This window comes from Streptomyces tauricus, assembly GCF_014650955.1.
Classification (GTDB): Bacteria; Actinomycetota; Actinomycetes; order Streptomycetales; family Streptomycetaceae; genus Streptomyces; species Streptomyces tauricus.
In genome coordinates this window covers 41,441-63,376 of record NZ_BMVY01000002.1, presented here as the reverse complement: position 1 = coordinate 63,376, position 21,936 = coordinate 41,441, and the positions used below count along the sequence as shown (strand labels likewise).

21 protein-coding genes are annotated in these 21,936 nt (G+C 70.8%); 9 read left to right on the top strand and 12 right to left on the bottom strand.

The window, feature by feature from the left end; genetic code table 11:
- Nucleotides 1–276: 276 nt before the first annotated feature.
- Together IE278_RS04965 and IE278_RS04960 are read left to right on the top strand one after the other, a co-directional pair.
- Nucleotides 277–753, top strand: coding sequence for a sec-independent translocase (locus IE278_RS04965; protein WP_189769207.1), 477 nt, complete (start codon nucleotides 277–279; stop codon nucleotides 751–753).
- 292 nt (nucleotides 754–1,045) lie between these two features.
- Nucleotides 1,046–1,702: a hypothetical protein gene (locus tag IE278_RS04960; RefSeq protein WP_189769205.1), complete on the top strand. Its 657-nt coding sequence runs from the start codon at nucleotides 1,046–1,048 to the stop codon at nucleotides 1,700–1,702.
- A gap of 467 nt (nucleotides 1,703–2,169) precedes the next feature.
- Here the strand turns inward: IE278_RS04960 and IE278_RS04955 are convergent, their stop codons facing one another.
- The 3 genes from IE278_RS04955 to IE278_RS04945 are packed head-to-tail and all read right to left on the bottom strand — an operon-like array spanning nucleotide 2,170 to nucleotide 5,442.
- The gene (locus tag IE278_RS04955) at nucleotides 2,170–3,303 is read right to left on the bottom strand and encodes an Mrp/NBP35 family ATP-binding protein (protein WP_189769203.1); all 1,134 of its coding nucleotides are present in this window, start codon (nucleotides 3,301–3,303) and stop codon (nucleotides 2,170–2,172) included.
- A gap of 44 nt (nucleotides 3,304–3,347) precedes the next feature.
- Entirely contained in the window at nucleotides 3,348–3,980 is a 633-nt protein-coding gene (locus tag IE278_RS04950) for a DUF1003 domain-containing protein (protein ID WP_189769201.1), read from the bottom strand.
- Nucleotides 3,970–5,442: a magnesium transporter MgtE N-terminal domain-containing protein gene (locus IE278_RS04945; RefSeq protein WP_246569963.1), complete on the bottom strand. Its 1,473-nt coding sequence runs from the start codon at nucleotides 5,440–5,442 to the stop codon at nucleotides 3,970–3,972. Before IE278_RS04945 ends, IE278_RS04950 begins: the two co-directional genes overlap by 11 nt.
- Nucleotides 5,443–5,643: 201 nt before the next feature.
- On the opposite strand from IE278_RS04945, the gene IE278_RS04940 reads away from it, so the two are divergent.
- Complete coding sequence (locus tag IE278_RS04940; RefSeq protein WP_189769198.1) at nucleotides 5,644–6,402, top strand: hypothetical protein; 759 nt, start codon at nucleotides 5,644–5,646, stop codon at nucleotides 6,400–6,402.
- A 259-nt stretch (nucleotides 6,403–6,661) separates the two neighbouring features.
- Here the strand turns inward: IE278_RS04940 and IE278_RS04935 are convergent, their stop codons facing one another.
- Both IE278_RS04935 and IE278_RS04930 read right to left on the bottom strand, forming a co-directional pair.
- Nucleotides 6,662–7,204: a hypothetical protein gene (locus IE278_RS04935; protein WP_189769196.1), complete on the bottom strand. Its 543-nt coding sequence runs from the start codon at nucleotides 7,202–7,204 to the stop codon at nucleotides 6,662–6,664.
- A gap of 34 nt (nucleotides 7,205–7,238) precedes the next feature.
- A complete protein-coding gene (locus IE278_RS04930; RefSeq protein WP_189769195.1) occupies nucleotides 7,239–8,348 on the bottom strand; it encodes a magnesium and cobalt transport protein CorA in 1,110 nt (369 codons plus the stop codon).
- A 524-nt stretch (nucleotides 8,349–8,872) separates the two neighbouring features.
- Here IE278_RS04930 and IE278_RS04925 point away from each other — a divergent pair.
- Complete coding sequence (locus tag IE278_RS04925) at nucleotides 8,873–9,481, top strand: suppressor of fused domain protein (RefSeq protein ID WP_189769193.1); 609 nt, start codon at nucleotides 8,873–8,875, stop codon at nucleotides 9,479–9,481.
- Nucleotides 9,482–9,584: 103 nt separating this feature from the next.
- Here the strand turns inward: IE278_RS04925 and IE278_RS04920 are convergent, their stop codons facing one another.
- Nucleotides 9,585–10,838, bottom strand: coding sequence for an MFS transporter (locus tag IE278_RS04920; protein WP_189769191.1), 1,254 nt, complete (start codon nucleotides 10,836–10,838; stop codon nucleotides 9,585–9,587).
- A 185-nt stretch (nucleotides 10,839–11,023) separates the two neighbouring features.
- On the opposite strand from IE278_RS04920, the gene IE278_RS04915 reads away from it, so the two are divergent.
- From IE278_RS04915 to IE278_RS04905, 3 genes are all read left to right on the top strand, one after another.
- Nucleotides 11,024–11,665, top strand: coding sequence for a DUF6758 family protein (locus IE278_RS04915; RefSeq protein ID WP_189769189.1), 642 nt, complete (start codon nucleotides 11,024–11,026; stop codon nucleotides 11,663–11,665).
- A gap of 238 nt (nucleotides 11,666–11,903) precedes the next feature.
- On the top strand, nucleotides 11,904–12,770 hold the full coding sequence (locus tag IE278_RS04910; RefSeq protein WP_189769187.1) for a PHP domain-containing protein: 867 nt from the start codon (nucleotides 11,904–11,906) through the stop codon (nucleotides 12,768–12,770).
- A 287-nt stretch (nucleotides 12,771–13,057) separates the two neighbouring features.
- On the top strand, nucleotides 13,058–13,663 hold the full coding sequence (locus IE278_RS04905) for a MarC family protein (RefSeq protein WP_189769185.1): 606 nt from the start codon (nucleotides 13,058–13,060) through the stop codon (nucleotides 13,661–13,663).
- A gap of 99 nt (nucleotides 13,664–13,762) precedes the next feature.
- Here IE278_RS04905 and IE278_RS04900 read toward each other — a convergent pair whose 3' ends face one another.
- A complete protein-coding gene (locus tag IE278_RS04900; RefSeq protein ID WP_007384531.1) occupies nucleotides 13,763–13,915 on the bottom strand; it encodes a DUF8834 family protein in 153 nt (50 codons plus the stop codon).
- A gap of 211 nt (nucleotides 13,916–14,126) precedes the next feature.
- Between IE278_RS04900 and IE278_RS04895 the strand changes: the two genes are divergently transcribed.
- Nucleotides 14,127–15,041, top strand: coding sequence for an NYN domain-containing protein (locus tag IE278_RS04895; protein WP_189769183.1), 915 nt, complete (start codon nucleotides 14,127–14,129; stop codon nucleotides 15,039–15,041).
- 119 nt (nucleotides 15,042–15,160) lie between these two features.
- Here IE278_RS04895 and IE278_RS04890 read toward each other — a convergent pair whose 3' ends face one another.
- A complete protein-coding gene (locus tag IE278_RS04890) occupies nucleotides 15,161–16,030 on the bottom strand; it encodes an alpha/beta fold hydrolase (RefSeq protein WP_189769181.1) in 870 nt (289 codons plus the stop codon).
- Nucleotides 16,031–16,158: 128 nt separating this feature from the next.
- Complete coding sequence (locus tag IE278_RS04885) at nucleotides 16,159–18,735, bottom strand: DEAD/DEAH box helicase (protein ID WP_246569960.1); 2,577 nt, start codon at nucleotides 18,733–18,735, stop codon at nucleotides 16,159–16,161.
- Nucleotides 18,736–19,214: 479 nt separating this feature from the next.
- On the opposite strand from IE278_RS04885, the gene IE278_RS04880 reads away from it, so the two are divergent.
- Nucleotides 19,215–19,952, top strand: coding sequence for a ferritin-like fold-containing protein (locus IE278_RS04880; protein ID WP_189769179.1), 738 nt, complete (start codon nucleotides 19,215–19,217; stop codon nucleotides 19,950–19,952).
- A gap of 426 nt (nucleotides 19,953–20,378) precedes the next feature.
- Here the strand turns inward: IE278_RS04880 and IE278_RS04875 are convergent, their stop codons facing one another.
- From IE278_RS04875 to IE278_RS04865, 3 genes are all read right to left on the bottom strand, one after another.
- Entirely contained in the window at nucleotides 20,379–20,651 is a 273-nt protein-coding gene (locus IE278_RS04875) for a hypothetical protein (RefSeq protein WP_189769178.1), read from the bottom strand.
- Between the two features lie 210 nt (nucleotides 20,652–20,861).
- Complete coding sequence (locus IE278_RS04870) at nucleotides 20,862–21,089, bottom strand: DUF3107 domain-containing protein (RefSeq protein ID WP_055610545.1); 228 nt, start codon at nucleotides 21,087–21,089, stop codon at nucleotides 20,862–20,864.
- 165 nt (nucleotides 21,090–21,254) lie between these two features.
- Nucleotides 21,255–21,896 carry a TetR/AcrR family transcriptional regulator gene (locus IE278_RS04865; RefSeq protein ID WP_189769176.1) on the bottom strand — a complete coding sequence of 214 codons (642 nt, stop codon included), beginning with the start codon at nucleotides 21,894–21,896 and terminating at the stop codon, nucleotides 21,255–21,257.
- Nucleotides 21,897–21,936: the final 40 nt, after the last annotated feature.

Below are 21,936 nucleotides of genomic sequence, written 5' to 3'. Positions count from 1 at the left end.
ATGCGTACGAGAGCGATGTGTACAAGGCCGATGCGTACGTGGGGATGAACCGGGTCGGAAGCGGGGGCGGACGGCTGATCACGAATCCGACAGGAAGTTCACAGGAAACGGCCCGGCCCCCTGTGCCACAAGGCAAACAACCGGGAAAACCCGCCGTGTACACGCGGTCCGGGGCCCCGGGACAGTACCGGTCGGACAGGAACGCCGGGTACCGTGGACCCGGCCCGGACCACGGACGAACTACCGAGCGCCGAGGACATCGCAAGGAGCTGCAAGGTGTTCAATGACATAGGACCGCTTGAGCTGGTCACGCTCGTTGTCCTTGCCGTGCTCGTCTTCGGCCCGGAGAAGCTCCCGAAGGTGATCCAGGACGTCACGCGGACGATTCGCAAGATCCGTGAGTTCTCGGAGAGCGCCAAGGCGGACATCCGCGAGGAGCTGGGCCCGGAGTTCAAGGACTTCGAGTTCGAGGACCTCAACCCCAAGACGTTCATCCGCAAGCAGCTGGACAACGACGAGCTGGGGCTCAAGGAGATCCGTAACGGCTTCGACCTGAAGAAGGAGATGGCCGAGGTCACGGACGCCGTGCACGGCCGCGAGTCCGAGACGTCGTCCTCGTCCTCGTCCTCGTCCTCGGGCTCCTCGTCCTCGTCCCCGTCCGCGGGCTCCACCGGCGGCACGGTGGACATGACGAAGAAGCGCGAGAAGCCGGCGCCGGACGAGCGCCCTCCGTTCGACGCGGACGCCACCTGACGCCACCTTGACGTGACCTGACGTGACCTGGGGCGAACAAGTCCCGGCGGCGCGCCCGCCGTCCGAACGCGCTTCACTTTCAGTCGAACGCCGTCCGTCTCCCCGTACTCCGCTTGGGGTTCCATCCGTTCGGGATGCGCCGGATCAGGTGCGTATGTGAGCCATGTGCCGACCGGTTTTCCGGCCCGCGGCGGAGCTGTGGCTATCCTGCCTAGTTGTTGTGCGGACCGGACGGACGCCCGAAGGGGGGCGGGCCATCCGGTTCGACGAGAGCGAGGAGGCGTCCGGGCAGATGGAGACGACAAGTCGGGTAGGCGCGCAGGCGCCGGCTGCGGAGGGTGGACAACAGCTCCCCTCCGCCCGGCGCACGGTCGACGGCTACCTGCTGGCGCCCTTCCCGTGGTACGGCCTCGACGAGGCGTTCACGGGGCCGCGCTGGCTGATGCAGGTCGGCGCCGCGGCCGACGGAGCCATCGAACACGGCTCGATCGGACACGGTGACGAGCCGTCGGTGCGCAGTGAGTCCACCGAGGACAAGGAGCGATTCGCGGTCGTGGTGACCGTCGCGGGCAACCCCGTGCGGCGCAGCGCCGACGGCACGGGGCTGCTGGAGGCCACCTCGGTGTCCTCCGCGGCCTGGCTCGCCGGAGTGGGGCTGCTGTCCTTCACGTGGCCCGGGCAGATGGACCACACCCTGCGCGACGACTGGCTGGACCAGCAGACCGAGACGGCGTGGGTCCTCGCGGACGATCTGAACGGGTCCGACTGGTCGACGCTGTCCCTTCCCGTGGACGGGGTGCCGACGCCGTTCCACTACAGAGAATCCGAGTTCGGCTGGGTCCTTGCGGGCTCGACGCAGGAAGGGGTTCATGTGGGGGCGTACGGGCGGGGGATGAGCGCGTACGGGGTGGCTTTCGCCATGATCAAGGACATCAGCACGTACGCGTAGCCGACGCCCGGCCCCGGGGAAGAGGGCACCGTCACCCGACGGCGCCCTCTTCGCTGCGGTCCGTCCGCGCAGTTCCCCGCGCCCCTGAGGTGGGCGGGCCTTGGGCGGGATGTTGGCTGCGGGTCCGTAATGGCTGGCTGCGCAGTTCCCCGCGCCCCTATGGGGCCGCGGGGAACTGGTGGGGTGTCAGGGCGGCTGAGGATGAAAGGCCGGGGCGCAGCCCCGCCTTTCAGGGGCGCGGGGAACGGCGCGGGTAACCCCTACTGGGCCGCACCTGGCATCCCGCCTGGAGGCCCGTCCGCCTCAGGGGCGCGGGGAACTGCGCGGGCAACCTCCACTGGGCTGCACCTGCCATCCTGCCCGAGGGTTCCGCCGCGAAGGGGCGCGGGGAATGGCGCGGGTGAGCCTCATCCGGCCGTACCCGTGACCCCTCCGGAGGGCGGCCGCTTCGGAGGGGTGCGGGGGGTCTAGAACTTGTTTCTTGGGGTGATGCCCAGTGACATGCCCGACAGACCCCGCTGTCGCCCACCCAGCTTGCCCGCGATCGCCCGCAGCGCCGAGCCCGCCGGCGAGTCGGGGTCCGTCAGGACGACGGGCCTGCCGTCGTCGCCCCCCTCGCGCAGACGCACGTCGATCGGGATCGAGCCGAGCACCGGCACCGTCGCCCCCGTGGTGCGGGTCAGCCCGTCGGCCACCGACTGCCCCCCGCCCGTACCGAAGATGTCGACCATCTCGTCGCAGTGCGGGCACGGCATGCCCGCCATGTTCTCGACCACACCGACGATCTTCTGGTGGGTCTGCACGGCGATCGACCCGGCCCGCTCGGCGACCTCGGCCGCCGCCTGCTGAGGAGTCGTCACGACGAGGATCTCCGCGTTCGGGACGAGCTGCGCGACCGAGATCGCGATGTCGCCCGTACCCGGCGGCAGGTCCAGGAGCAGCACGTCCAGGTCACCCCAGTACACGTCCGCGAGGAACTGCTGCAGCGCGCGGTGGAGCATCGGACCGCGCCACACGACCGGCGCGTTGCCGGGGGTGAACATGCCGATCGAGATGACCTTCACGCCGTTCGCCGACGGCGGCATGATCATGTTCTCGACCTGGGTGGGGTGGCCGTCCGCACCGAGCATGCGCGGCACGGAGTGGCCGTAGATGTCGGCGTCCACGACGCCCACCTTCAGCCCGTCCGCGGCCATCGCCGCCGCGAGGTTGACCGTCACGGACGACTTGCCGACGCCGCCCTTGCCGGAGGCGACCGCGTACACGCGCGTGAGCGAGCCCGGTTTCGCGAAGGGGACCTCGCGCTCGGCCTGCCCGCCGCGCAGCGCGGACGCCAGGTCCTTGCGCTGCTCGTCGCTCATCACGTCCAGCGTGACGTCGACGCGCGTGACGCCCTCGACACGCGAGACCGCCTCGGTCACGTTGTTGGTGATCGTCTCGCGCATCGGGCACCCGGAGACAGTCAGGTACACCGCGACCGCGACCGAACCGTCCGCACCGAGCTCCACCGATTTGACCATCCCCAGCTCGGTGATGGGTCGCTGGATCTCGGGGTCGTTCACCGTCGACAGTGCTTCACGCACCGCGTCTTCCGTAGCCATGGGGTCGATGGTACGGCGCCCGGCCCGGGGGCCGGAAAGCCCCGTCACCGGTCGTCTACGTCACGTCCCCGGGGGTGTTCTGCCGGGAATACGCCACGCCGGTCGCCGAACCGGTCACTCGGCCGGTCACCCGGGCCGTCCCCGTGCCCGTCGCGGCGCCGCTCCTCCAGCTCCTTGACCAGGTCCTCCAGCTCGGAGCGGATCCAGTCCCGGGTGGCGACCTCGCCGAGGCCCACGCGCAGCGCGGCGATCTCCCGGGTCAGGTATTCGGTGTCCGCGATCGACCGCTCGTTCTGTTTGCGGTCCTGTTCGAGGTTGACCTTGTCGCGGTCGTCCTGCCGGTTCTGCGCGAGGAGGATCAGCGGGGCGGCGTACGAGGCCTGGAGCGAGAGCATCAGGGTGAGGAAGATGAACGGGTAGTTGTCGAAGCGCAGGTCGCGGGGCGCGGACACGTTCCACACCACCCACAGGATGATGACGAACGTCATCCAGACGATGAACCGGCCCGTGCCCAGGAACCGCGCGATCCGCTCGGAGAGCCGTCCGAAGGCCTCCGGGTCGTACTCGGGCAGGAATCTGCGCCGCGGCGGCTGCGGCTGGTCGAGCCGCAGCCGGGGCCGCGCGGGGGTACCGGCCCCGGTGGCGCCCCGGTCGCGGGACTCGCGCTCAGGAGCCATCAGGGGCCTCCTCGGCGGCACCGCGGTCGCCGCGACCGAGGTCGTGGTCGTCGTCGGGTCTGCGGTCGTCCACACCGCGGCCGTCGGCACCGCGGCCGTCGGCACCGCGGCCGTCCGGACCGCGGTCCTCGGCGCCACGACCGTCGGCGCCGTCGTCCGTGCCGTGGCCGTTGTCGTGGTCGGCGACCGCTTCCTCGTCCAGGTGGAACTCCTTCTCCCGCCAGTCCTCGGGCAGCATGTGGTCGAGGACGTCGTCCACGGTGACCGCGCCGAGCAGCGAACCGCTCTCGTCGACGACGGGCGCCGCGACCATGTCGTACGTGGCGAAGAAACCGGCCACGACCGGCAGCACGGCCTCCGGGTCCAGCGGCCGCAGGTCGTCGTCGATCATCGAGCCCACCAGCGTGTAGGGCGGATCGCGCAGCAGCCGCTGGAAGTGGACCGTGCCGAGGTACTTGCCGGTCGGCGTCTCGTCCGGGGGCCGGCACACGTACACCTGGGCGGCCAGCGCGGGGGAGAGGTCGGCGTTGCGCACCCGGGCGAGCGCGTCCGCGACGGTCGCGTCGGGCCGCAGCACGATCGGCTCGGTCGTCATCAGCCCGCCCGCGGTGCGCTCCTCGTACGCCATCAGCCGCCGTACGTCCGCCGCGTCGTCCGGGCGCATCAGCGCCAGCAGCCGCTCCTTGTCCTCCTCGGGCAGCTCGCCGAGCAGGTCGGCCGCGTCGTCGGGGTCCATGGCCTCCAGGACGTCCGCGGCGCGCTCCTCCTTGAGCTTGCCGAGGATCTCGATCTGGTCGTCCTCCGGGAGCTCCTCCAGGACGTCGGCGAGCCGGTCGTCGTCCAGGGCCGCGGCGACCTCGGCGCGCCGTTTCGCGGACAGGTGGTGCAGGACGTTCGCGAGGTCGGCGGGGCGCAGCTGTTCGAAGGTGGCGAGCAGGTTCTCGGCGCCCTGCCCGTGCTCCTCCAGCGAGAACCCGGTGACGGCCGACCACTCGACGGTCAGGGTCTCGCCCTTGGCCCGCCGGAACGCGCCGCCCGCTCGCCCCTTCCGTACGAAGACCCGGTCGATCTCCCAGTCGCGGCGCGCGGGCAGCTGCTGGATGGCGATGTCCAGGACGGTGACCGTCTCGGGCGGTTCGCCGGGCTCCGCGAGGGTGACGCGCCGGTCGAGGAGTTCGCCGAGGACGAGCCGTTCGGTGGGGCGCTGCTCGAAACGGCGGACGTTCAGCACGCCGGTCGTGATGACCTGGCCCGACTCGATGCCCGTCACCCGGGTCATGGGCAGGAAGATACGGCGCCGGGTGGACAGTTCGACGACGAGGCCGAGCAGTCGTGGGGGCCGCCGTCCTACGCGCAGCATGGCGACGAGGTCGCGCACGCGTCCCACCTGGTCGCCGTTGGGGTCGAAGACGGCGATGCCGGAGAGGTGCGAGACAAAGATCCTGGGGGCGCCTGCGGCCATCCCGGGCGCCTCCTTCTTCTTACGGGCTTCGGTTCGGGCGTTATGGAGTGTCATGTCCGCTCGGGTGGGCTTCAGGCTAGCCCGTCCCGGTCGGATACGCCCTGGTGAGCGGTCCGGACGGACTGACTCCGAGTGACGTGGCGGGCCCCGGTACGCTGCGGTACGCCGTTGAGGACAGCCGCACGAGAGGCAGCACCACCTGTGACTGCGATTCCCCGGGGACGAACCCGTAAGGCCGCGTTGGCGAGGGCCGTGTGCGCGCTCTTCGTGGCGGGGGCAGGGGTGACGGGGTGCGGCGGTGAGGATCCGGACGCGGGGACGAACGGCGTCGGGAAACTTCCCCCCGCGAAGATCCAGAGCAGAACGCAGTCGGCCGCGGAGGCCGCCGGGGCGGTACGGCTGTCCGGGGCCGTCGTCAGCAACAAACGCACCTACAAGCTGGACATGCAGCTCAAGAAGGACGGCGGTACGGGGTCGGTCACCTCGGACGGTGTGACGTTCCGCCTGCTGCGGGTCGACGAGCACCTCTTCATCAACGCCGACGCGGACTTCTGGAACCACCAGGACGGCAAGAGCGACGACAGTACGTCCGACACGGCCGCGGCGGGGAAGCTGGAGGGCATGTACGTGAAGGTCCCGAAGGGGGACCCCGCGTATCAGCAGCTCAGCGTCTTCACCGACAAGGATGTGCTGCTGGACGGGCTGCTCTCCCTGCAGGGGGAGCTCGCGACCGACGGCCATCACAAGCTGAACGGGGTGCGGACGATCCGGCTCACCAGTGACAAGGGGGCCGGCGGTCGGATCGACGTGTCCCTGGAGGGCAAGCCGTATCCGTTGCTCCTGGTCCGGGCCGGGGACGCGGGGACGATCCGTCTGACAGACTGGGGCCGGGACTTCACGCTGAAGGCCCCGGACAAGGCCGACACGGTCGACTACGGCCAGCAACTCCCGTCGTCCTAACCCCTGCGCAGTTCCCCGCACCCCTGAAGACGAAAAGCCTGCGCCGTTCCCCGCGCCCCTGAAGGCGAAAAGATTGCGCCGTTCCCCGCGCCCCTTATGGGCGCCCCGTAGGGGCGCGGGGAACGGCGCGGGCAACCCCCGCGGACCCGCACCCCACGAACCGCCCGCGGGCGCGTTTTTCAGGGGCGCGGGGAACGGCGCGGCCAGCCCCCACCGGCCGGCAGCCGACCCCCACCCCGCGAAGCGCCAGCGCCCACGCTCAGCGTCGACGCTTCTTGAAAAGCAGGCGCGGCAACCCCGCCGGCACAGGCAACCGCGTAGTCGCCGACGTAGGCACAGGCGCGGCAGCCAGCGACCCGTCGGGCAGCGCCGCGACAGAACCCGTCGGCGTCAGCCGAACGACCCGGCACTGCCGAGCCCACCGCTCCGTCATCGCCTCCCCGTCCGGCGCGTTCAGCCGCTTCCCCTTCAGCTCGCCGACGGCGACCCCGAACTCCTCGGACCCCGGAGCCAGCTCCACCACCGCGGCCGTCCAGGACACCAACCGCCCGCCCTTGTCCTTGCTGCGGACCGTGACGACCGCCTCGCGCCCGTCCACGAGCCCGGGCAGCGGCTGCTCACCGGGGCCGTCCCCGACCACGTACACCGCCCCGTCGTGCCACACGTGCCACAGCGGGCGGGTCGGCGCGCCGACGTCCTGGGGATCCAGCGTCGGGACAGAGGCGCCCCGTACCCAGATGAGCCCGGACTTCTTGGTGGCCTCCTCGACGAGGGCCTGTTCGGCAAGAGCCTGATCCGTCATGGGGGCCACCCTAGCGGTGGCCCCGTACGCCCCCTCAGAGCCAGCCGTTGCGCTTCAGCGTCCGGTGGATCCCCAGGCAGAGCACCACCGTGATGCCCATGATCGTGGGGTACCCGTACCGCCAGTGAAGCTCCGGCATGTGCTCGAAGTTCATGCCGTACACCCCGCACACCATCGTCGGTACGGCGATGATCGCCGCCCAGGACGTGATCTTGCGCATGTCCTCGTTCTGCGCGACGGACGCCTGCGCGAGGTTGGCCTGGAGGATGGAGTTGAGCAGCTCGTCGAAGGCGACGACCTGCTCGTGCACCCGCGCCAGGTGGTCGGCGACATCCCGGAAGTACTTCTGGATGTCGGGGTCGACCAGCCGCATCGGCCGCTCGCTCAGCAGCTGCATGGGCCGCAGCAGCGGCGACACGGCACGCTTGAACTCCAGCACCTCACGCTTGAGTTGGTAGATCCGCGCCGAGTCCACACCGCGCGACACCCCGCCCCGGCGGCCGGGCGAGAACACCTCGGTCTCGACGTCGTCGATGTCGTCCTGCATGGCGTCGGCGACCGCGATGTAGCCGTCGACGACGTGGTCGGCGATGGAGTGCAGTACGGCGGAGGGGCCCTTGGCGAGCAGTTCCGGGTCGTCCTGCAGCCGGTGCCGCAGCGCCCGCAGCGAGCCCTGCCCGCCGTGCCGCACGGTGATGAAGAAGTCCCGCCCGGTGAAGCACATCACCTCGCCGGTCTCCACGACCTCGCTGGTGGCGGTGAGTTCGTCGTGCTCGACGTAGTGGATGGTCTTGAAGACGGCGAACAGGGTGTCGTCGTACCGCTCCAGCTTGGGCCGCTGGTGGGCGTGGACGGCGTCCTCGACGGCGAGCGGGTGCAGACCGAACTCCGCTGCCACGCCGGCGAATTCGTCCTCGGTGGGCTCGTGCAGGCCGATCCACGCGAACCCGCCGTCGCGCCGCACCTGACGGATCGCCGTACGCGGCGTGAGGCTGTCGTCGGAGGGGAGGCGGACGCCGTCGCGGTAGACCGCGCAGTCCACGACGGCCGAACTCTCCGCGGCCGACCGGGTGGTGTCGTACGCCCCGCCGTCCTTGCGGAGGGAGGGGCGGACCGCGGCACGCAGGTTGTGGATCATCGACATGGGTGGCTCCTTCGCGAACGAAGGCCGCCGACGACGGCTGGAACTGCCCGGAATGGGGACGTCCTGACTGCGGATGTTTGGCACGTCCACAAAGCGGGGAGCACCGCACCGTCACGGTGGCGGCTTCGCTACTGATACAGATCAGAAAAATTCAGACAGATCAGGGAAAACGAAGTGCTCTTCCGTTGTGTACCGGACCGGCCATGACGCGAGTGCGGGAAACGACACGAGCGCGAGAGGTGGCAGCCGGCAGAGCGTGAGCTCGGGAAGCTGAGAGGAACTCAGCAGCCGGAAGAGCGGGTGGTACTGCCTGGTCGACTTCGATCCATGGAGCCCCACCTCCTCCGGCCGGTCCCCCGTAGGGGAGGTCCATCCCCCGTAGGGGAGTCTCATGCGTCGAGACGTGGGCCGGGACTTGAGAGCGACGCTTCTGCGTGCTGCCCCGGCCAGCGGCCAAGACTATCAGCCGACTGAAGTGTCAAGCCGTCGCTTTGCCCGCTACTGACGAGTTCTATGCTCGGCGCATGGTTGATGTTCTTGCTCTGGTGGAAGCCCGTTTGCGTACCGCGCTGGGCGAACCGGACGCGCGCGCCGCGGTGACCTTCCTCGGCACCGACCGCATCGAGGTGCTCCGTTTCACTGACCTGGACACCTCCGGAACGGCCCCCACCGGGGTCGTCCGCTACGCGACGCTCGGCATGTCCGCCCAGCCGATGGCGGACCCCACGGCGGTCGTCGCGGACCCGGTCGCGGGCCCGCGCGCCGAACTGGTCCTGTCGGTACGGGCCGGTGACGCCGACACCGACAAGGTGCTCCGCCCGCTCGCCGTACTGGCCGCGTCCCCGCAGGTCGAGGGCCTGGTCGTGGCCCCCGGCGCCTCGCTCGACGTGGGCGATCCGCTGTGGCCAGGAGCGCCCTTCACCTCCGTACTGGTCGCCGAGCCGGGCGGCCTGGTCGAGGATCTCGAACTCGACGCACCGCTGGATCCCGTACGTTTCCTGCCGCTGCTGCCCATGACGCCGAACGAGGCCGCGTGGAAGCGGGTGCACGGCGCGGGGGCGCTCCAGGAGCGCTGGCTGGCAAGCGGAACGGACCTGCGCGATCCCGCACGCAAGTCCGTGTCCCTGGACTGATCCCCGGACCGATCTTCGGCAGTCGGCCGGCGATCGGCCGGTATGCGGCCAACGGTCTGCCGGAGTGGCCGAGTTGGGAAAGTCACACTCCGGCGGGCCGTCCTCAGTTCGCGAAGACGGTGACCCCGTCCTCCGCCGCGTGCCGCTCCTCCAGCTCCTGTGCCTCGTGCGTCAGGGCGTCCCGGCGTACGAGGACCACGAGCGCGCCCAGCGCCGCCGTGACGGCCGCGACCACGAACGGGATGTGGATGTCGGTCCATTCCTCGATCCGCGGCGCGAAGAAGGGCGCCGCCGCGGCGGCGAACCAGCGGACGAAGTTGTAGCCGGCGCTCGCCACCGGGCGCGGCGCGTCCGACACGCCGAGGGCCAGCTCCGTGTAGACGGTGTTGTTCACGCCGATGAAGGCACCGGAGAGGATCGTGCACACCACGGCCGTGGTGTGGCTGCCGTAGCCGAGGACGAGTACGTCGGCCGCGAGCAGCACCAGTGAGCCGCCGAGCACCTTCAGCGAGCCGAACCGGGCCTGTATGCGCGGGGCCACCAGCACCGAGAACACCGCGAGCAGCACACCCCAGGCGAAGAAGACCGCGCCCGACTTGTACGGGGTCATGTCCAGTACGAACGGCGTGAAGGCCAGCACGGTGAAGAACGTGTAGTTGTAGAAGAACGCCGAGCCCGCCACCGAGGCGAGGCCTCCGTGGCCCAGTGCCTTGATCGGGTCGAGCAGGCCCGTCCTGCGCGCGGGTTTCGGCTGCTCCTTCAGGAACGCCGTGATGCACAGGAACCCGATCGCCATCAGGAACGCGGTGCCGAAGAACGGGTAGCGCCAGCTGGCGTCACCGAGCAGCGCGCCCAGCAGGGGGCCGCAGGCCATGCCGAGGCCCAGGGCCGACTCGTACAGCAGGATCGCCGCGGCGCTGCCGCCGGCCGCCGCGCCGACGATGACGGCGAGGGCGGTGGAGACGAAGAGGGCGTTGCCGAGCCCCCAGCCGGCCCGGAAGCCGACGAGTTCGCCGACCGAGCCGGAGGTGCCGGAGAGGCCGGCGAAGACCACGACCAGCGCGAGGCCCAGCAGCAGGGTGCGACGGCCGCCGATCCGGCTGGAGACGAAGCCCGTGACCAGCATCGCGAGGGCGGTGATCAGGAAGTACGAGGTGAAGAGCAGGGAGACCTGGCCGGCGGTGGCGTCCAGGCCCTTGGCGATGGACGGCAGGATCGGGTCGACGAGGCCGATGCCCATGAAGGCGACGACGGATGCCCCGGCGGTCGCCCAGACCGCCTTCGGCTGACGCAGGAGGCTCGTGGCCCCCGCGTCGAAGGTGTCCCCTTCGGTGGGGCCTCCCGTGCTGCTGTTCATGCCCGCTCCTTCACTGGCCTGCGGAGAGATGGTTGGCGTATACACATAATAAGTTAGATCGGCTAATGAATGCAAGTTACATCTAGTTTTTCCCGGTGGAGGCCCGTGGCGAGGAGGTGACAGGCGCGCGCCGGACGGGTGATCGTCCTTGACGCGGCGAAAGACGGGGAGGACCGTTGTGCCTTATGAGGGGCGAACCCAGTTGCCCGAAGTGTGGTGGCCGGGTCAGGGCTCCCGGCCTCTTTGCCGACTCCTGGCAGTGTGATGTGCACGGCATCGTGCATCCGCTGCAGCCCGTGATCCCGCCCAGCGTGGAAGCCCTCGGTGTGGTCGTGCACCGTGCGCGCGTACCGGTGTGGATGCCGTGGCCGCTGCCCGTCGGTTGGCTCTTCACGGGCGCGGCGTTCGCCGGTGACGACCGCAGCGGCGGTCGCGCGACGGCTGTCGCCTGCTCGGGGCCCGGACCGCTCGGCGGATTCGGTGAGCTGATGCTCGTCGCCGAGGAACTGGGTGTGGGTCTGGGTGCGCGGTACGCGGGTATCGAGGGGCTCGACCCGGGCCCGTACATGAACGTCGACAAGCCCCCTCAGGTGAAGGTGCTGGCCGCGGGGCGGCCGACGCCGCTCTGGCACGTCCCGGGCGTGCCCGGCGACCGGGCCGTCTTCGCCGGCGAGGCGCTCGGCCTGTGGCTGTGGGCGGTGGTGTGGCCCGAGCAGTCCGGAATGATGATGTACGACGAGCTGGTGCTGACGGATCTGCGGGACGCGGGTGCGGAGGCGGATCTGCTGCCGTGCGGGGCGTTGTCGCCCCGGATCCTGGAGCCGTAGGCTCCGCGGGTTTTGCGGGTTGCGCGGTTTCTGGGGTGCCGCGTGGGGCTGCCGGGGGCCGGGGCCTGGGCGGGGCCAAGTGGGGCTGGGTGCGCAGTTCCCCACGCCCCTGGGGGGCGGTGGGGATTTGATGTAGGGATGTAGGGGGTGACCCCGGGGTGTGGGTGTGACGGGGGGCGGTCCTGGGGCCGTTATCCTTGAGCGGTCCCCCCGTCGTGTCCCTGTCTGGAGTCCGCTCGTGCGCATCGATCTGCACTGCCACTCCACGGCCTCCGACGGTACGGACACTCCGGCCGAGCTCGTACGGAACGCCGCCGCGGCCGGTCTCGACGTCGTCGCGCTGACCGACCACGACACCACCCGCGGATACGCCGAGGCCATCGCGGCCGTACCCGCCGGGCTGACGCTGGTGACCGGCGCCGAGCTGTCCTGCCGCCTCGACGGCGTCGGCCTGCACATGCTGGCGTACCTCTTCGACCCCGAGGAGCCGGACCTGCTGCGCGAGCGTGAGCTCGTACGCGACGACCGGGTGCCCCGGGCCCAGGCGATGATCGGCAGCCTGCGCGAACTGGGCGTGCCCATCACCTGGGAGCACGTGGAGCGGATCGCCGCCGGCGGGTCCGTGGGCCGGCCGCACATCGCCACCGCGCTGGTCGAGCTGGGTGTGGTGCCGACCGTCTCGGACGCGTTCACGAGCGAGTGGCTGGCGGACGGCGGGCGGGCGCACATCCAGAAGCACGAGTCCGACCCCTTCGAGATGATCCGGCTGGTCAAGGCCGCGGGCGGCGTGACCGTCTTCGCCCATCCCGCCGCCGCCAAGCGGGGCAGGACCGTACCGGAGTCCGCGATCGCCGAACTGGCCGCGGCCGGGCTCGACGGCATCGAGGTCGACCACATGGACCACGACCGGGCCACCCGGGCCCGGCTGCGCGGACTCGCGGGCGAACTGGGGCTGCTGACGACCGGTTCGAGTGACTACCACGGCCACCGCAAGGCGTGCGAACTCGGCGAGTACACGACGGACCCGGAGATCTACGCCGAGATCACCCGCCGGGCAACAGGCGCGTTCCCCGTCCCGGGCGCAGGCGGCCAAGCAACGGCGTAACGCCACCACACCGCCCCCACCACGAAAGGGCCGCGGGGAACGGCGCAGTCTTTCGTCTTTCGGGGGCGCGGGGAACGGCGCAGTCCTTCGTCTTGAGGCCCGCGCGGATCTCCGAGCCCAGCCACGTCAAAGGGGCGCGGGGAACGGCGCAATCTTTCGTCGTGAGGCGCGCGACACCCGACGCCCAGCCACGTCAAAGGGGCGCGGGGAACGGCGCGACCAGCCACGACGCACCCGCAGCAACCCACCCACGTTCAACACCCCCGCACAGCAAGGCAGAACCGCACATGTTCGACCTCGCCATCTTCGGCTCCCTCTTCCTCACCCTCTTCGTCATCATGGATCCCCCGGGGATCACCCCGATCTTCCTCGCGCTCACCTCCGGCCGCCCCGCCAAGGTGCAGAAGCGCATGGCCTTCCAGGCCGTCTGCGTCGCCGGCGGCGTGATCACCGTCTTCGGCCTGCTCGGGCACCAGATCCTGAACTACCTGCACGTGTCGGTCCCCGCCCTGATGATCGCCGGCGGCCTCCTGCTCCTGCTCATCGCGCTCGACCTGCTCACGGGCAAGACCGACGAGCCCAAGCAGACGAAGGACGTCAACGTCGCCCTCGTACCGCTGGGCATGCCGCTGCTCGCCGGCCCCGGCGCGATCGTGTCCGTCATCCTCGCCGTGCAGAAGGCCGACAGCGTGGTGACCCAGGTGTCGGTGTGGACGGCGATCCTCGCCATCCATGTCGTGCTGTGGATCGTGATGCGGTACTCGCTGCTGATCATCCGGGTGATCAAGGACGGCGGTGTCGTCCTCGTGACGCGCCTCGCGGGCATGATGCTCTCCGCGATCGCCGTGCAGCAGATCATCAACGGTGTCACCCAGGTGGTCCAGGGCAGTTGAAACGGGGCTGTAGTACGCGCGGAACGCGAAACCCCCGCCCGGCATCGTGCCGGACGGGGGTTTCGAAGACTGTCTGCGAAGACTGTCGAACAACCGCTGTTATGAGGCCGAGGTGTCGGCCGGCCGGATCCAGAGGCGCTGCCCGATGGCGGCGGCCTGCTGAACGATCCGGTTGACGGAGGCGGCGTCCACGACGGTGCTGTCGACGGGCGTGCCGTCGACGTCGTCGAGTCGCATGATTTCGAAGCGCAAGGGCTTCTCCCTTCGTCTGGTCATCCTCCTGAAGGAGAACTACTGGTGGGTGGGTGGGCGAGTCATCTGTGTCCCGCGTTCCCATAGGAGTCAACGGGATGTTTGTTACGAACATTCCCTACGCTAAAGAAAACTTTCGAACGTCTAATTACTTGTGAGTATCGGGACCGCCTGTGTACACACAGTGACGGCCTGCGACAATGAGGCGCATATGAATGACGACTTCGCGGCAGCCGACGACCTGGCCGCCCTCGGCGCGCGCATCGACCGCTCGAACGAGCTGCTCCAGCGCATGCTGGCCGAGGTGGCCAAGACGCCGTCCACCCACGCGATCTTCGTCGACGCCGGGTACCTCTACGCCGCTGCGGGCCGGCTCGTGGCGGGCACGGAGGACCGACGCGCCTTCGAGCTGGACGCCGAGGGGCTCATCGACGCGCTCATCGACCGGGCCCGCACGATCTTCGCGGACAGCAGGCTGCTGCGCGTCTACTGGTACGACGGGGCGCGGCGCCGCATTCACACGGCCGAGCAGCAGTCCATCGCCGAGCTTCCCGACGTCAAGGTCCGGCTCGGCAACCTCAACGCCAACAACCAGCAGAAGGGCGTCGACTCCCTGATCCGTTCCGATCTGGAGTCGCTGGCCCGGCACCGTGCCATCAGCGACGCGGCGCTCATCGGCGGCGACGAGGACCTGGTCTCGGCCGTCGAGGCGGCGCAGGGATACGGGGCCCGGGTCCACCTCTGGGGCATCGAGGCCCCGGAGGGCCGCAACCAGGCGGAGCCTCTGCTCTGGGAGGTCGACAGCCAGCGCACCTTCGACCTGGACTTCTTCAAGCCGTACCTGGCCCGGCGCACCGGCACCTCGTACGAGACGTCGGCGGTGGCCCGGCCGGCCCGGGAGGACGTGCGGTTCGTGGGGGCGCAGATCGCCGCGAAGTGGCTGTCCGAACGGGGGCGGGAATCGTTGGCGGAACTGCTGCCCGGCCATCCGTATCTGCCCGGTCCTGTCGATCAGGAGCTGCTCGTGGAGTCCGAGGGGCTGCTGCAGTACTCGCTGCGCGGGCAGGCCGATCTGCGGCGGGCGCTGCGGGACGGGTTCTGGGAGCACTTGCAGGGGCAGTACTGAAGCCCACTCCGCTGCCGCGGGGACGGCCTGCCCGCGGGCCGGTGGGGGCCGGGCGCGCAGTTCCCCGCGCCCCTTAAGGGGGTCAAGGGGCCAACGGGTCAAGGGGCCCTGACCTCCGCTTAGGCCAGCCCGTTCCAGAACGTGGCCAGGGCCTCGGCCGTCTCCGAGGGGCGGTCCGTGTTGGGGGAGTGCTCGGCCCCGTGGACGATCGTGCGGTGCGCCTTCAGGCGTACGGCCATGTCGTCGAGGAGGGGGACCGGCCAGGTGTCGTCGCTCTCGCCCGACAGGACGTGCACGGGCAGGCGCAGGGCCGCCAGCTCGACCACACGGTCGGGCTCCTCGCACAGCTGCCGCCCCGCGGCGACGAGCTGAGCCGGGCTGTTGCCGAGCCAGCGCCGCCTGAGGTCCCGCTGGTCGTCGAGACCGGCGTCCAGCTCGCCCTCGGCGTCCTCCGGCGGGTCCAGCGCCCGGATCGCCTCCCACACCTGGGCCATGTCCATCACGGTCAGCGCGTCCCGCAGCAGCTTCACCCGCTGCTGCTGGCTGGGAGAGATCTCCGCGGGTCCCGAGGACACCAGGGTGAGGGACCGGAAGCGGGCCGGTGCCAGCAGGACGGCCGCGCGGGCGACCTGTCCGCCGAACGAATGGCCTACGAGGTGGAACCGGTCGGCGGGTCCGTCGGCGAGTGCGTCGAGCTGCGCGAGCACGTCCTGCGCCAACTCGCCCTGCGCGTAAGGCGTTTCGTCGTCGCGTGGGCCCGGTGACTCGTACTGGCCCCGGCCGTCCACCGCGACGGTCCGGTAGCCGGCCGCCGCCAGCGGCTCGTGCAGCGAGATGAAGTCCTCCTTGCTGCCGGTGAACCCTGGCAGCAGCAGCACCGTTCCCTTCGCGGGGCTGCCCGCGTCGATCACGGCGAACTCCCCGCGCGCGGTGCCGAGACGGTACGCGCGGGCCCCGGAGGGCGGGACGAAGGTGAAGGGCCTGCTCATGAGACCGAGGCTAGCCGGGCAACCCGACGGGCGGCATACCGGGCGGTGGCCCGGAGTTTCCGTGGCCGTGCCGTGGAACGCCGACGGCCCGGCCCCCACGAGGGGAACCGGGCCGTCGGGTGGTGAACTCAGCCCTCCGTGGGCTCGGCGGTCGCGGCGGCCTTGCGCGTACGCCGACGCGGCTTGGCCTCGGCGGCCTCGGCCGACTCCGTGACAGCGTCCGCGACCGCGTCCGTGGCGGTCGCCTTGTCCGCGGTCTTGGCGGCCGTCTTGCGGGTGCGGCGCGGCTTGACCGGAGCCTCGGCGGTGTCCGCCGCGGCCTCGGTGGCCTGGGCCGGGATGTCGGCCTCGGCGACCGCGGCCTTACGGGTGCGGCGGCGGGGCTTCGTCTCGGTCGCCTCGGCCGTGTCCACGGCGCTCTCCGCGGCCTCCACGGGTGCGGCGGCGGCCTTGCGGGTGCGGCGCGGCTTGGTCACCGCGGCCGCCGGTGCCTCGACCGTCGTGCCCTCGGCGGTGTCCACCGCGGTCTCGGCGGCCGCGGCGGCCTTGCGCGTACGCCGACGCGGCTTGGCCTCCGCGACGGGCGCCTCCTCCGCCGGAGCGACCGGAGTGACCGGAGCCACCTCGGCGACGGGAGCCGTCTCTGCGGTCGCGGCGGCCTTGCGGGTGCGGCGGCGCGGCTTGGCCTCGGGCTCCTCGGTCGACTGCGCCGGGATAGCGGCCTCGGCGACCGCGGTGACCTCGGCGCTCTCGGTGGCCACCGCCGCCTTACGGGTCCGGCGGCGCGGCTTGGCCTCAGTGGCCTCGGCGGTGTCCAGGGCCGTCTCGGCGGCGGCCGGGGCCGTCGCCTTACGGGTGCGGCGCGGCTTGGCCTCGACGGCCTCGACCGGGTCGGCGACGGCTTCCACCTCGGCCACGGCCGCCTCGGCGACCGCTGCCTTACGGGTGCGACGGCGCGGCTTGGTCACCACGGCCTCGGCGGTCTCGGCAGCCTCAGCGATCTCGGTCGTGACGGTCGGCTCGGCCTTGGGGGCCTCCTCGACGACGGCGACCTCCGGCTGTACCGCCTCCGCCGTACGGCGTGTGCGACGGCGGCGCGGCTTGGCCTCGGCGTCCGCCACCGGCTCGGCGACGGGCACGACGGCCGGTACGGCAGCCGGTACGACTGCCTGCTCGGGAACCTCGACGGCCGTGCCCTCGGCCGTGGCGACCGCGGTCGCGGCTGCCTCCGATCCGCCCGCGGAACGTGTACGACGACGCCGGCGCGCGCTGCGCGACTCCGTCGCCTGCCCCGGCTCGGCGCTCTCCGGCGCGGACTGCGCTGCCGACTGCGTGCCTTGCGTGCTCTGGCCCTGCGTGTTCTGCGGCTCTACCGCGTCCAGCGCCGTGCCGTTGCGCGTACGACGGCGGCGGCGCGGGGTGCGCGCCGGACGCTCGCGGTCACGGTCGCGCTCGGCGACCGGGGCCGGACCGGCGGAACGGCCACCGCGGCCACCGCGCGCGCCACGCCCACCGGTCTCGCCGAGGTCCTCGACGACCTCGGCCGACAGACCGGCACGGGTGCGCTCGGCACGCGGCAGGACACCCTTGGTGCCGACCGGAATGTTCAGTTCCTCGAAGAGGTGCGGGGACGTGGAGTACGTCTCCGGCGGGTTCGGGAAGCCGAGGTCCAGCGCCTTGTTGATGAGCTGCCAGCGCGGGATGTCGTCCCAGTCGACGAGCGTGACGGCGATGCCCTTGGCGCCCGCGCGGCCCGTACGGCCGATGCGGTGCAGGTACGTCTTCTCTTCTTCGGGGGACTGGTAGTTGATGACGTGCGTGACGCCCTCGACGTCGATGCCGCGCGCGGCCACGTCGGTGCAGACGAGCACGTCGACCTTGCCGTTGCGGAACGCCCGCAGCGCCTGCTCACGGGCGCCCTGGCCGAGGTCGCCGTGGACCGCGCCGGAGGCGAAGCCGCGCTGCTGCAGCTGGTCGGCGAGGTCGGCCGCCGTGCGCTTCGTACGGCAGAAGACCATCGCGAGACCGCGGCCGTCGGCCTGCAGTATCCGCGAGACCAGCTCGGGCTTGTCCATGTTGTGCGCGCGGTAGATGAACTGCGCGGTGTTCGCGACGGTCGCGCCCGCGTCGTCCGGCTCCGAGGCGCGGATGTGCGTGGGCTGCGACATGTAGCGGCGCGCGAGACCGATGACCGCGCCCGGCATGGTCGCCGAGAACAGCATCGTCTGACGGCGGACCGGCAGCATGTTCATGATCTTCTCGACGTCGGGCAGGAAGCCCAGGTCGAGCATCTCGTCGGCCTCGTCGAGGACGAGGGCGCGCACGTGCTTGAGGTTCAGCTTCTTCTGGCCCGCGAGGTCCAGCAGCCGGCCCGGGGTGCCGACGACGACGTCGATGCCCTTCTTGAGGGCCTCGACCTGCGGCTCGTACGCCCGGCCGCCGTAGATGGCGAGCACGCGGACGTTACGGACCTTGCCGGCCGTCAGCAGGTCGTTCGTGACCTGGGTGCACAGCTCGCGCGTCGGGACGACGACGAGGGCCTGCGGGGCGTCGGTCAGCTGCTCGGGCTGCGCCCGGCCCGCCTCGACGTCCGCGGGGACGGTCACGCGCTCGAGGAGCGGCAGGCCGAAGCCCAGCGTCTTGCCGGTGCCCGTCTTGGCCTGGCCGATGACGTCGTTGCCCGCGAGGGCGACGGGGAGCGTCATCTCCTGGATGGGAAAGGGACTCGTGATGCCGACGGCCTCAAGGGCCTCGGCAGTCTCGGGAAGGATCCCGAGGTCTCGGAAAGTAGTCAGGGTGCTGCCTCTTCTGTGTACGCGGTGCGAGGCGAGCGCGGGGGTCGTGTCGGGGACCGTGCCGGGGACGTCGGCTGCTATTGACCAGCAGCCGGGTGGCATGGGACCACTGCCGACGCTCAAGCGTTCGTACCGCTGAGGGTCCCTCCGCATGCCGTACGCATGGAGCCGTACGGGCCGAGAGGGCTGTCGGGTCGGAGCCGATCGGGCCACCGACCGGGCATCCTCATTCGTGCGGATCCGCCGGGTTACGTAGATCAACTCAGCGGGCGCATTACCACCATACCCCGGATCCGCGCATATGCGATGGCCGATTTGGTCACGTAGTCGTCGTCACACTGATTGACCAGGGCCTTCCGCCGTGCGGCGAGCGGGCTATTGTGCGCTTCATGACGACGCCTGCCAAATCTTCCGACGCACCCGCCGAACCCACCGGAGTCGCCGCCCAGGACTGGGCCCAGGCCTCCGTGGACCCCCAGTACCGTGCCGCGGTCGTGGATCTGATCGGCGCGCTCGCGTACGGGGAGCTGGCGGCGTTCGAGCGGCTCGCGGAGGACGCCAAGCTGGCGCCGACGCTCGGGGACAAGGCGGAACTGGCGAAGATGGCCTCGGCCGAGTTCCACCACTTCGAGCAGTTGCGGGCCCGGCTGACCGAGATCGGCGCGGAGCCGACGCAGGCGATGGAGCCGTTCGTCGCCGCGCTCGACGGCTTCCACAAGCAGACCGCGCCGTCCGACTGGCTGGAAGGGCTCGTGAAGGCGTACGTCGGCGACTCGATCGCCAGTGACTTCTACCGGGAGGTCGCGGCGCGGCTCGACGCCGACACGCGCCAGCTCGTGCTGGCCGTTCTCGACGACACGGGGCACGCGTCGTTCGCCATCGAGAAGGTGCGGGCCGCCATCGACGCGGATCCGCGGGTGGGTGGGCGGCTCGCGCTGTGGGCGCGGCGGTTGATGGGGGAGGCGTTGTCGCAGTCCCAGCGGGTGGTCGCCGACCGGGACGCGCTGTCGACGATGCTCGTCGGCGGGGTCGCGGACGGGTTCGACCTCGCGGAGGTGGGGCGGATGTTCTCGCGGATCACGGAGGCGCACACGAAGAGGATGGCCGCGCTGGGGCTGGCCGCCTGAGCGTTTGGGCTTCGGTTCGCTGCCGTGAGGGTTGGCTGCGGTCTGCGGGGCGGTGGGGCTGTTGCGCAGTTCCCCGCGCCCCTGAAAGTCGGTTGGGCTTGCGGTGTTCGGCTGCGGGGTCGCTGGGGCTGGGTGCGCCGTTCCCCGCCCCCCTCAGGGGCCCGCTGGCCCTTGGTGTTTGGCTGCCGGTTGGGTGGGGGGATTGCGCCGTTCCCCGCGCCCCTGAAAGCCCGCCGGTGTTCGGCTTCGGGGCCGTCGGGGCTGCCCTGAAAGCGCCCTGTTGTTCGGCTGCGGGCCGTGGGGGCTGGGTGCGCCGTTCCCCGCGCCCCTAGAAGCCGCCCGTCGGCTGTGGGGGCTTGGTGTGGCGTTTCTCGCGACCCCGAAAAGGCCCCGTACGGGGCCTTTTCGGGGGTCAGTCGTCTGGGGTCATACCGTTGCCGAGTGGTGGCGGTGGAGTCTTCCCGCGGGGCGTAGGAGGAGCGAGATGGAGGCCGCGGCCACGGCTGCCGCGCCCAGCATCACCGGCAGGAAGCCGACGGCGCCCAGCGCGGTGTGGGTCAGAAAGGCTCCGAAGAGGCCGCCCGCGGCGCCCGTCGGGAGGACGAGCCTGCGGACCGGCAGGCGGTGCGGCAGGCGATGAGCCGCCGCCCAGGCCAGTGCCAGACCGAGGATGGCCGAGCCGAGCGCTTCCAAGAACATGAGGGGGGTCCCTTCCGCACGGCTGTGTGCACTTCGGTCGTAGCCCGTCTTACCCGTGACCTGCGGAATGCAACCCTCCCGTGTGGATGAGTTGTGCTCCGTCTGTGAAGCGCGGACATCGCGCGCGGACCGGAACACGGCATGGAAAAGGGGCCCGGAGGCCATCGGCCTCCGGACCCCTCTTCCGTTTTCTCTACAGCGTCCTACGCCCTAAAGGGCGCTGAAGCCCACCTTGCGGGTCGTCGGCTCGCCGAGCTCCACGTAGGCGAGGCGGTCCGCCGGTACCAGGACCTTGCGGCCGTGGTCGTCCACGAGGCTGAGCAGCTGCGACTTGCCTGCCAGCGCCTCGGACACCGCGCGCTCGACCTCTTCCGGGGTCTGACCGCTCTCCAGAACGATCTCGCGGGGCGCGTGCTGCACGCCGATCTTGACCTCCACGGCTATGTCCCTCCGACGGTCACTGATGTGCGCGTGTCTCCGCGCCGTACGCAGCACACATTAGCCCGGTGAGGGGACGTACACGCTCCGCCCGAGAACGCCAGGAGCGAACACCTGGTGGGAACAAAGTGGCGGTCGGCGCCGACGCGCCGAGGCCGGCCGCGGTCAGTGGTGCTCGCTGCCGTGCAGGGGGAAACCCGCGATGCCCCGCCACGCCAGCGAGGTCAGCAGCTGCACCGCCTGCTCGCGCGGCACGCTGCGGTCGCTGTGCAGCCAGGAGCGGGCCACCACCTGGGCGAGTCCGCCCAGGCCCGAGGCGAGCAGCATGGACTCGGCCTTCGACAGACCGGTGTCCTCCGCGATGACCTCGCAGATCGCCTCGGCGCACTCGAACGTGACCTTGTCGACCCGCTCGCGCACCGCGGGCTCGTTCGTCAGGTCCGACTCGAAGACCAGCCGGAAGGCGCCGCCCTCGTCCTCCACGTACGCGAAATAGGCGTCCATGGTGGCCCGGACGCGCAGGCTGTTGTCCGAGGTGGACGCCAGCGCGGTCCGTACGGCGTGCAGCAGTGACTCGCAGTGCTGGTCAAGCAGGGCAAGGTAGAGGTCGAGCTTGCCGGGGAAGTGCTGGTAGAGCACCGGCTTGCTGACGCCCGCGCGTTCGGCGATGTCGTCCATCGCGGCCGAGTGATATCCCTGAGCAACGAACACTTCCTGGGCGGCGCCGAGGAGCTGGTTGCGTCGGGCACGGCGCGGCAGGCGTGTGCCCCGCGGGCGTGCCGCCTCTGTCTGCTCGATGGCTGTCACGCCGCCTCCCAAAATCGTCCACATGCGGTGAGCGCCGCGC

Coding starts and splice junctions, on each gene's coding strand:
- IE278_RS04915 (WP_189769189.1), top strand. CDS start 11,024: ATGAGGGGCGAACCCAGTTGCCCGAAGTGTGGTGGCCGGGTCAGGGCT.
- IE278_RS04925 (WP_189769193.1), top strand. CDS start 8,873: ATGGTTGATGTTCTTGCTCTGGTGGAAGCCCGTTTGCGTACCGCGCTG.
- IE278_RS04905 (WP_189769185.1), top strand. CDS start 13,058: ATGTTCGACCTCGCCATCTTCGGCTCCCTCTTCCTCACCCTCTTCGTC.
- IE278_RS04885 (WP_246569960.1), bottom strand. CDS start 18,735: ATGACGCTCCCCGTCGCCCTCGCGGGCAACGACGTCATCGGCCAGGCC.
- IE278_RS04875 (WP_189769178.1), bottom strand. CDS start 20,651: ATGTTCTTGGAAGCGCTCGGCTCGGCCATCCTCGGTCTGGCACTGGCC.
- IE278_RS04935 (WP_189769196.1), bottom strand. CDS start 7,204: ATGACGGATCAGGCTCTTGCCGAACAGGCCCTCGTCGAGGAGGCCACC.
- IE278_RS04880 (WP_189769179.1), top strand. CDS start 19,215: ATGACGACGCCTGCCAAATCTTCCGACGCACCCGCCGAACCCACCGGA.
- IE278_RS04945 (WP_246569963.1), bottom strand. CDS start 5,442: ATGGCCGCAGGCGCCCCCAGGATCTTTGTCTCGCACCTCTCCGGCATC.
- IE278_RS04955 (WP_189769203.1), bottom strand. CDS start 3,303: ATGGCTACGGAAGACGCGGTGCGTGAAGCACTGTCGACGGTGAACGAC.
- IE278_RS04930 (WP_189769195.1), bottom strand. CDS start 8,348: ATGTCGATGATCCACAACCTGCGTGCCGCGGTCCGCCCCTCCCTCCGC.
- IE278_RS04960 (WP_189769205.1), top strand. CDS start 1,046: ATGGAGACGACAAGTCGGGTAGGCGCGCAGGCGCCGGCTGCGGAGGGT.
- IE278_RS04950 (WP_189769201.1), bottom strand. CDS start 3,980: ATGGCTCCTGAGCGCGAGTCCCGCGACCGGGGCGCCACCGGGGCCGGT.
- IE278_RS04895 (WP_189769183.1), top strand. CDS start 14,127: ATGAATGACGACTTCGCGGCAGCCGACGACCTGGCCGCCCTCGGCGCG.
- IE278_RS04920 (WP_189769191.1), bottom strand. CDS start 10,838: ATGAACAGCAGCACGGGAGGCCCCACCGAAGGGGACACCTTCGACGCG.
- IE278_RS04890 (WP_189769181.1), bottom strand. CDS start 16,030: ATGAGCAGGCCCTTCACCTTCGTCCCGCCCTCCGGGGCCCGCGCGTAC.